Raw genomic sequence first — 10091 nt, 5'->3', positions numbered from 1 at the left:
ACAGCTGAACAGAATTTAGGTTCTTTAAGTCTTTCAACAACTTCTCCTTTAAAATTTTATTTGCAAACTACTCATGGTTTATTTAACCGTGATGAGAAAGCACATTTAGATTTTCAGTTACAAAATGCAAGTATTGGATATGGCTTAAACGGTAAAAATTTAACTCTAAAAGATTTTAATTTTAATTTTTCTGCTGATGGTTATATGTATCTAGACTCGAATGAGGGGATAGTAATGACCACCAAAAGTCGTGATGGCAATACGGATCATATTGTTAATTTAGACCGAGTTGCTGATTCAAGCGATGTAGACTCGAGTCGAGTGAATGCGAAAAATCCTGGTGTAAATATTGACTTACGCTATGGTTCAGATCCCAATAACCAGAAGAATGTGATTCGTATGGGAGCATCGGGCGGCGTTACAAATGCGAAAATATTCTTTAATGCAAATCAGGCTGGTCTTAAAGATTTTAATACGGTAAATCGTACCGGAACAGATTTAACGGAAACAACAAGGTCTGCTTCAGGTTATGGTTTTGCGGGTGCTGGTGGTTTGCATTTTGGCGTTTCTGCTGAGTTTACGCGTGAAGGGAATCCTCTATTAGGTCAAAATGTTGCTCCAACAACTTTGGAAATAGGTCATACAGGACATGGTAGCTATGCTATAGAATTTTCAAATCTATCTCCTTTAGCTATTCGTAATTCAACCAATGCTACCAATTTGAATACTAAAAATGCATATATTGACTTTGGTGATATTTACATTAATACCGCACAAGTTAAAAGCTTAAATTTTATTATCAATGAAAATGTTAAAAAGATACTTAATGCTTCAAGTACCGAATTAACCTACGATATGGTGCCGGTTGATAAAGGGCAAAATGTAGCATTAATTGCGATTCGTGGTATGGATTTTCAGGCCATAGCACGTAAAGCACGTTTTATTTCAGACAATTCAATTGCTGAGATAACCAGCTCTTCTGGAGAATGGGGCATAGGTATACCTATCTTTAATTTAAATGCCAATCTGGCGCTATTTGCTAAAAATTATACTTATAAAGGAGTGACCAGCTCAGGTTTGGGATATAACTTGGCAATGTCTACGGAAGGTTATGGTATTGATAAAAAAACCGGAACGCCAAGTACAACTTCTATCATTGTCGTAGATGGTGCAAAGGGAGTATATAACGAAGAAGTCAATTATTATGCAGGTCTTCGAAATATCGATTCATATTTAAAATCAGATGGTGTCATTGGTTTTGAAGATGAAGGAATTTATATCAAGGCAGATAATTTATTATTTGCAGCAAAAGCTGAAATTGCAATTGGACAACTTCCGGGTTCTTTATATAACTGTACTACAGCAACTGGTGGTACAAATTGTGATAAAAAAGTCGTACCTATTGATAATTTTGCTAAAAAAGATGATGTATTGTCTTCTATTGCCTTTAAGCTCGAGGGTCAAGGGGAATTGCTGATTGTTCCGGGGCTAAATTCAGCAAATGCAACGCCGGACACCAATTATTTGTCTTTAAAAGGAAATTTTAAGTTTAAAGATCTCACAGGCTCTACGGATAGAGGAAGTTTCTTAAGTATCATTAATGAAGATGTTAAAGCTGCAACTGGACCAAGCGAATCTAGTGTTAATTTAAATAAGCTTCAAGGACATATAGGATTCGAATCCAGAGTTCAAATGAAACAGGATACTGTTGTACTAGATAATCAGGTCAAGTTTAATTATTTAGCTACTGCGACTTCTCAAGGTAAGCCCTTTACCGCAGAAATGGCCATGTCTCCAGCAGGTAATATGCAGAAAATTGCTGATCTTGCAATTACCGGAGGGGCAATGCGTAGCACTTTGGGTATTACTCCACGATAAAAGAATAAATTATAGGGATTGAAAATGAAAAGATTACTATTGCCAGCATTGATTTGTTGCATTTCTTCAGGAGCAAATGCAACAGGATTTAAAAGTTTGACGGATACCGAATTGGCCAAAGTAGATGGTCAAGCTTTGCTGAATTTTTCTAAAGATGCTTATAGTTATAATACTTCAAGTAACGAAAAGGTTAATTTTTTTAAACTTGGACTTGAAGCTGAAATGGAACTAAATACCAATATTAAATCCTTACAATTAGGATGTGGGGGAGTAAATGGTGCAAATGGTTGTGATATTGATATTTCGAATTTGGCTTTAAGTGGATTACCTACAAGTTATGATGCCGATGGAAATCCTGTATTTGCAAATGACCGTGCCTCAACGAGTGCAAAAATAACTAATCCCTTTATTGAATTTGCAATCAAAAATAGCGATAAAGCATCAACCAGGGAAATAGTTGGTTTTCGTTTAGGGGCACAAGAAATTTTGGGTTTATTAACTACAGGTATTGCCAATACACAATCACCGACAGATGGTATTCAATCTTTCAGTGGTTATATGAAAATTGCAGATACATCAGGTTCTACCAATACTGCAGCTGCGAAATTTGGTAAAGCGTCCAACCAAGCAATTTCAGGAGTCTTGGATATTGCTCTATTTGGTACGCATAACTTTACTAGTGATCCAACAAATTCTAATACGACGGGTATTACAGTACCGCAGTTAAATAATGTGAAATTTAATGTTCCAGGCTTTACTGTATCTGGAAACCGACAAACCCAGGCAAGTGCGACCAACATTATGGTGACTATTCCAGTGATTCCTTTGGCAAAAGGTACGGCTGAGGATAATGCTAATTATGAGGTTTATAATGGTTTGAATACTACACAGTTTGATAATGACCAGCTATTGGTAAATATTAATCCATGTGTAGGCTTAGGATCACTTTGTTTGGTAAGTACCTCGAAATTTAAAATGGGGGAGGGTTCAAAGCTGACTAATCTGAATATGAATGTGACCTTTAATCAATTATTAAGCATGGTACATAATGTACCATTAACCGGTTCAGGAGGTTATTTGGCTTTGCAGCAGCTTGCTTTGCAGTGGCCAGGAGCAGATGCAGCAGATGTTGCAAAAAGAGGTTGGTGGATGTCATTTGCTGATCCTGTGCAATTGGGGAAACTCAATGTGGCAGGGGCTGTAGATATTTCGGCGGTACTTCCTCAAGTTGCGACAAATATTACCAACAACCTGCAAGCTCCAGGTAATGAAATTCCAATTGATTTGGGTGATTCTATTAAGGCCTTAGCCAATACCCCTATTGTTAAAACATTAACAATTGATGTAGGGCCATGGACCCAAGCTAATCCTTCTACGTTAACGTTGAGTAATCAGATTCTAAAAAACCAGAATGTTCCCTCTAACTGTTATGGCGGTCTGAAATTCTGTTAATCGAATAATAAAAAATCCCGCTGAATGCGGGATTTTTTATTTTAAAGATGAATTACTTTGCAATTTTAGTCAGTAATTCTTCTTTAGTAATATTTACCGATTCAGCATCACGGCGACCTTTATATTCAAAAGTTCCTGCATCCAACCCTTTTTCACCAATCACAATACGGTGTGGAATACCGGTAATTTCGAGATCAGAGAATTTTACGCCTGGACGCTCGTCACGGTCATCCAAAATCACGTCATAACCTGCAGCTTGCAGCTCTGCATAAAGTGCTTCAGCAGCTTCTAAAGTACGTGGTGATTTGTGTGCATTCATTGGTACAATTGCAACTTCAAATGGTGCAATTGCAGAAGGCCAGATAATCCCTTTGTCATCGAAGTTTTGTTCAATGGCAGAAGCCACCACACGCGTTACACCAATACCGTAGCAGCCCATGGTCACGACCATCGGTTTACCGTCTTTCCCAAGCACTTTGCAGCTTAAAGCTTCAGAGTATTTTTTACCCAGCTGGAAAATGTGACCGACTTCGATACCACGTTTAATTTGCAGTGTACCTTTACCATCTGGAGATGGATCACCTTCAACTACATTACGTAAGTCATAAATTTCTGTGAATTTAGCATCACGTTCCCAGTTGACACCTGTTGCATGTTTGTCGGCTTCATTAGCGCCAGCAACAAAATCAGAAAGCACAGATGCTGCACGGTCAACAATGACAGTAATACCTTTTTCAACCAGACCTTGTGGACCAATAAAGCCAGTGGTTAAACCAAGTGCTTGAATTTGATCTTCAGTTGCAAATGTTAAAGGCGCAGCAATTAATGGATGCTTTTCAGCCTTAATTTCATTCAGTTCATGGTCGCCACGTAAGAATAAAGCAATTACTGGAGTAGCTTTACCTTCTTCAGCAACACCTTGAACAAGCAAGGCTTTTACAGACTGCGCGGCATCTGTACCCAGGAAATTCGATACATCGGCAATGGTTTTTTGCGCTGGTGTATCAACCAGTTGTAATTCCTGAGTGGCAGCCGCGCGTTCACCCACCAATACAGCTTCAGCCATTTCTACATTGGCTGCATAGTCAGATTCAGTAGAGAAGGCGATGTCATCTTCACCACTTGAAGCCAAAACATGGAATTCATGTGAACCTGAACCACCTATTGAGCCAGTGTCTGCTTGTACTGGACGGAAGTCTAAGCCCAGACGGCTAAAGATACGACAGTACGTGTCATACATTACATCATAGGTTTCTTGTAATGATGCTTGATCGATATGGAAAGAATAAGCATCTTTCATGATGAATTCACGTGAACGCATGACACCAAAACGTGGACGAACTTCATCACGGAATTTGGTTTGCACCTGATAGAAATTGATTGGCAGCTGTTTGTAGCTTTTTAATTCATTGCGTGCAAGATCAGTAATGACTTCTTCATGCGTTGGGCCAAGCACAAAATCGTTATTATGACGGTCTTTGAAACGTAGCAGTTCTGGACCATATTGCACAAAGCGGCCTGATTCTTCCCAAAGACTTGAAGGTTGAGTCACGGGCATAAATACTTCAAGCGATCCGGCACGGTTCATTTCTTCACGGACAATCGCTTCAACTTTATTTAGCACGCGTACGCCCATCGGCAACCAAGTGTATAAACCCGAAGCCAATTTACGAATCATCCCCGCACGTAACATGAGCTGATGTGAAATCACTTCAGCATCGTTTGGGGTTTCTCTTAACGTAGCAAATAAAAAGCGACTCGCGCGCATGGAAACTGTCCTGATAATTAAGCGTTAAAGCATAAGATTATACGATAAAAAAATGAGGTGAACATTTCAGAATGTCACCTCATGGTAATGGATTTTATTATGCCATGATTTTACGGATTTGGCGCGTCATAAAATTCTTAAAGTCATCCAGATAAGTAAAGATGACCGGGACAACGACCAGCGTTAGCAATGTCGAGGTAATCACACCGCCGATCACGGCATGCGCCATAGGTGCACTTTGTTCGCCGCCTTCACCCAGACCCAATGCCAGAGGAATCATCCCCATCACCATGGCACTGGTGGTCATTAAAATAGGACGTAGACGGGTTTTACCTGCTTCAATAATCGCCTCATAACGGTCTATCCCGCGATCCATGGCTTTTTTGATAAAGTCAATCAACAGGATGGCATTCTTGGTCACCAATCCCATCAGCATGATAATCCCAATAATAGAAAACAGGTTCATGGTGGAATTAAACAGGAATAGAGCCAGGAATACCCCAATTAGTGAGAGGGGAAGGGAAGCCATAATTGCTGCAGGGTGAATGAAGCTGTTAAATTGTGAACCCAGTACAATATAAATAAATACAATGGAAAGGGTAATGGCGGTTAAGGCATAACCTGCCGATTCTGCCATGTCTTTATTTGCACCTTGAGTCGCAAAACTATAACCGGGCGGTAAATCAAAGTTATCTTGGATTTTTTTAATATCCCGACCAATATCTCCTGCAGGACGGCCGGCTGTATTAGCTTCCACCAGTACTTCACGGGCCAAATCACGACGGGTAATCTGCGAAGCTCCAAGGGTTTGGTCAAATGATGCCACGCTCGCCAGCGGTATTAAAATAGGCTGACCTGAAGCATCAGTTTTCTGTGAGTTAAGATAAAGATTTTGTATATCACTCGGTAGGGTACGTTTGTTTTCAGTCAGGCGAAGATTGACATCATAGGTCTCGCCTTTTTCGTCTTGCCAGGTGGTGACGTCATCGCCTGCAATTAAAGGACGAATAACACTGGAAATTTGATTAACAGAAAGACCTAAATCACTGGCCAGAACACGATTGATATGCACAGCCAGGGTGGGTTTGGGCTCTTTAAGCGAGCTTTCCAGATCGACGATACCTTCGACTTTAGAAATTTCTGCAAGAAAGCGATCGGAGATTTTTTGCAGTTCGTTCAGATCGGTTCCTTTAATTGAAATCAGGATCGGCTTTTGTCCCCCAGAAACCGTTTCATCTGCCGAAGCGACCGAAGTAATGGTAATACCCGCGACGCTTTGTAAACGCTGACGAAATTCGTTATTCAGTTGAGTCAGGGTTTTATCACGTTCCAGACGAGGAGTGACCTTGACCCGGATGCTGACATGGTTTTTGCCGCGATCGGTAACCCCATTGATAATGCTGTAGGTATTGCGTACCTCTGGGTGTTGACGGAGAATATTCTCTACTTGCAACAATTTGGCTTGTGAATATTCGAGTGAGGCATCTACAGGTGTTTCAAATTTAATCCGAATTTCATTTTTATCTGGAACAGGAACGAATTCCGTACCAATCAGTTTAGATAAACCCAATGCACCAAACAGCGAAGCGACGGCAACCATGAGGGTTAAAATACGGAAGTGCAGGGCCAGTTTTAATAACTTTTCATAGTAATGGCTTAAATTATCCAGCTTGTTAGAGATCCAGTTAAAGAAGCGTTTGATTCTGCCCGGTCGTTTATTAGGATCGTGCTTTTCAGCCCAATGTGCAGAAAGCATGGGATCGAGGGTGAAGCTGACAAACATCGAAATTAGCACTGCAGCGCTGACCGTTACCCCAAACTGATAGAAGAATTTACCGATAATACCGCCCATAAACGCAACCGGTAAAAAGACCGCAACAATCGTCAGCGTGGTGGCTAAAACCGCAAGGCCAATTTCTTTGGTTCCATCGAGTGCTGCTGAAACCGCATCTTTACCCATATCGGCATGACGGACAATATTTTCCCGCACCACAATAGCATCATCAATCAAGAGACCAATACTGAGGGACAATGCCAGCAAGGTCATCATGTTGATGGTAAAGCCAAAAGCCCAAATAAAGGTCAGGGTACCGAGCAGGGAAATGGGTAAGGTCAGGCCGGTAATGGCGGTAGAGCGAAATGAACCTAAAAATAGCAACACAATCAGAACAGCAAGCACTGCACCTTCAATAATAGTCCGTGCCACATCTTTAATACTGCCACGAATACCTCTGGAACTATCGACGGCAACTTTGGCCACCGTGCCCTGAGGTAATTGCTTCTCGATTTTCGCCATGGCTTTATAGCTGGCATTGACCACATCAATCACATTGGAGTCGGAACTGCGCAAAATATCAATGGCGACCGCAGCTTTACCATTTAAATAAGCACTGGATTCAAAGTCGGCCTGACCATCTTCAATACTCGCTACCTGTTTCAGGTAAATGGGTGCACCATTTTTATTGGCGATAATCAGGTCACCAAAAGATTGTGGGTGCAGCACTTTGGACTTGATTTCCACCACCAGTTCGGAGGTCGGCTGTTTTAAGGTGCCTCCCGGAACTTCAATATTTTCACCTTTCAAGGTATTGATGACCTTGTCTACACCAATGCCGAAACTTTGTAATTTTTGTGGATCGACCTCGATACGAATCTGGCGTTGGGCATCGCCCAGCAGATTTACTGTACCCACACCCGGTACAGTACGGAGTTGCGGAACAATCCGCTGACTTAAATAGGAGCTTAAATCCCGCAGACTCATGTTGTCTGATTCAAATACAATCGACATCACCGCATTGGCGGTCGGATCGTAACGCTCAACAATAGGATCTTGAATTTCATCACGAAATTGGGCAGTAACAGGAGAAATTTTATCGCGAATATCTTGTGCCGCAACTGCAGAAGAGACATCCAGATTAAATTCGACAATAATGGTCGAAAGCCCTTCACTAGACTGGGAAATAATCTGTTTTAAACCTGAGATGGTGTTGATCTGGTCTTCCATTTTTTTGGTAATTTCAGATTCAATGGTTTCAGGAGAGGCACCCGGATAAGAGGTATAGACAACAACAAATGGAAAATCGACATCGGGAAATTCTTCTACGCCCATGCGTTGCCAAGATGCCAGCCCCAGTACCAGTAAACACAGCATCATCATGATGGTGAAAACAGGATATTTAACACTAATTCGGGTAAACCACATAAGAACAATCCTGTACTTATTTTTTATTATTTATTGATGATGACCGCTTGATGAATGTCCTGGTCATTAAATTTAATACGGCTAATCTGGTCGCCGTTTTGCAATCCTTGAACGACGGCCAAATTGTCCCGATAGCGTTGTTCCAGGATCACCAGATTTACTTTTTCAATTTTATTTTGGCGAATGACCCATACATAAGGCTTATCTTTGGGATTCTGGATCACATCGAGTGGTATGAGCTGGCCTGAAACCTGAGTTGAAGCAAGAATATTGCCTTCCACAAAAGAACCGATACTGAGTGAATTAATGGTTTCATTCGGTCTGGCAAAAAATTCAATCTGCCGGCTGGCAGGATCAGCAATAGGAGAGACTCGGGATAAAACAGCAGTCAGCTGAGCTGGATTACCTTGAATGGTGTATTCAATACGTTGTCCAACTTTTAATGCGGACTGCATGTCACTTGGTAATTTGGCCTGAATTTCCAGTTGACTTGGATCCACGATTTCAAACAGGGTTTGTCCAGCAGCAACAGTTTGCCCTGCATCGACCTGGCGCTGGGTAATTACCCCGGAAATTGGACTATAAATGGTGCCTTCACGCTCGGCTTTTTGAGCAATATTCACATTTGCCTGCTGTGCGCGTGCATTTTCCAGTTGCGCCTGATAGTCAACATTGGCCTGTTCATATTCTACTTTGGAAATAAAGCCTTTATCCAATAAGCGTTTTTTGCGCTGCATCATATTTTTAGCCAGATTGGCCTGAGCTTGAGCTGCTGACAAATTGGCCTGAGCTTGCGCTAAACGTGCGGCATTGTCCTGATTATTCAAGCGAACCAGCACCTGACCTTTGGAGACCGCTTGCCCGACCTGTACATAGACCTGGGTTGCAGTGGCAGTGACTTGTGCCTGAATGCTACTCTGACTGACTGCACGAATTGTTCCGGTAAAAGCACTTTTGGCGATAGAGGTTCCATCTTTTACTGAAACTAAATCTTTTTGAATTAATTCGATTTTTGTTTTTGTTTCTACAGGTTGTTCTATTTCATCTTTTTGGCAGGCCGTCAGCAATAAGCTCAAACAGAGAATGCTGCTGGTCAAATAAGGGGACTGATCACTTAATTTAGATTTTTTTGTATGCTGTCCAGGTAGCATGTAGCTTCATCCTTTTTATTTATTGTGGCTTAAATTAAGCGCTCAACAGAACAAATGCAATTTATTCAAGCGCTTTTAAGCGAGCGATAATATTGTCGTATTCTGCTTGGGTATTTCGATAGCTAATTTGTAACGATTGAATCATGTCTTTTTTTGCTTCAATGTTCTTTTGATTGTTCTCGATATTATTTTTCAAACTGCTGGGAATACTTTCGCCTTTGCGTAAATGCTCAATCTGCTGGCGTTTAAAATAGATCCGGTCATTTTGTAATTGTTTTAATTGGTCCTGCTGGAAAGCGATCTGTTTTTTGATATTAACCAGTATGTCATTGCGTTTGATGATGGCAACCTGGCTATTGCTATAGGCCTTTTTAAGTTTTAAGTTTTCAGCCTGCTGTTTGGCTTGGGCTGCACGTTGGGGAGCCTGTTTAATATCCGCTTCGCTGTTGTAGGCACGATTACGCCGGATTACCTGCATGTTCTGATCCAAAGCCTCATAACCATGGCGAATATGGTTGGGTGTGACATTGGTACTGATATTGGCTATCCCTTTGCTGTCATAGTAGCGATACCATGTGGCTTTAGGGGGTAAATCTTGAGCAAATAGTGTGGTTGCTTTAAAAATGATCAAAATAAAAAA

The 10091-nt window shown here is 41.2% G+C and carries 6 protein-coding genes; 2 read left to right on the top strand and 4 right to left on the bottom strand.

The window, feature by feature from the left end; all coding sequences use genetic code 11:
- Both B2Y23_RS10810 and B2Y23_RS10805 read left to right on the top strand, forming a co-directional pair.
- On the top strand, nt 1-1878 hold a 1878-nt coding region (locus B2Y23_RS10810), incomplete at its 5' end, for a hypothetical protein (RefSeq protein WP_291370765.1).
- Nucleotides 1879-1902: 24 nt separating this feature from the next.
- A complete protein-coding gene (locus B2Y23_RS10805; RefSeq protein WP_291354411.1) occupies nt 1903-3330 on the top strand; it encodes a hypothetical protein in 1428 nt (475 codons plus the stop codon).
- A 52-nt stretch (nt 3331-3382) separates the two neighbouring features.
- Here B2Y23_RS10805 and B2Y23_RS10800 read toward each other — a convergent pair whose 3' ends face one another.
- From B2Y23_RS10800 to B2Y23_RS10785, 4 genes are all read right to left on the bottom strand, one after another.
- A complete protein-coding gene (locus tag B2Y23_RS10800; protein WP_291370763.1) occupies nt 3383-5098 on the bottom strand; it encodes a proline--tRNA ligase in 1716 nt (571 codons plus the stop codon).
- Nucleotides 5099-5195: 97 nt separating this feature from the next.
- Nucleotides 5196-8300, bottom strand: coding sequence for an efflux RND transporter permease subunit (locus B2Y23_RS10795; RefSeq protein ID WP_291370761.1), 3105 nt, complete (start codon nt 8298-8300; stop codon nt 5196-5198).
- A 26-nt stretch (nt 8301-8326) separates the two neighbouring features.
- Nucleotides 8327-9451, bottom strand: a complete 1125-nt coding sequence (locus tag B2Y23_RS10790) for an efflux RND transporter periplasmic adaptor subunit (protein WP_291370759.1) — start codon at nt 9449-9451, stop codon at nt 8327-8329.
- 61 nt (nt 9452-9512) lie between these two features.
- Nucleotides 9513-10085: a hypothetical protein gene (locus B2Y23_RS10785; protein WP_291370866.1), complete on the bottom strand. Its 573-nt coding sequence runs from the start codon at nt 10083-10085 to the stop codon at nt 9513-9515.
- Nucleotides 10086-10091: the final 6 nt, after the last annotated feature.

Source organism: Acinetobacter sp. UBA5934 (genome assembly GCF_002430855.1).
Taxonomy (GTDB): Bacteria; Pseudomonadota; Gammaproteobacteria; order Pseudomonadales; family Moraxellaceae; genus Acinetobacter.
The sequence above is the reverse complement of the archived record's forward strand: the minus strand, read 5'-3'. Positions and strand labels throughout refer to the sequence as shown.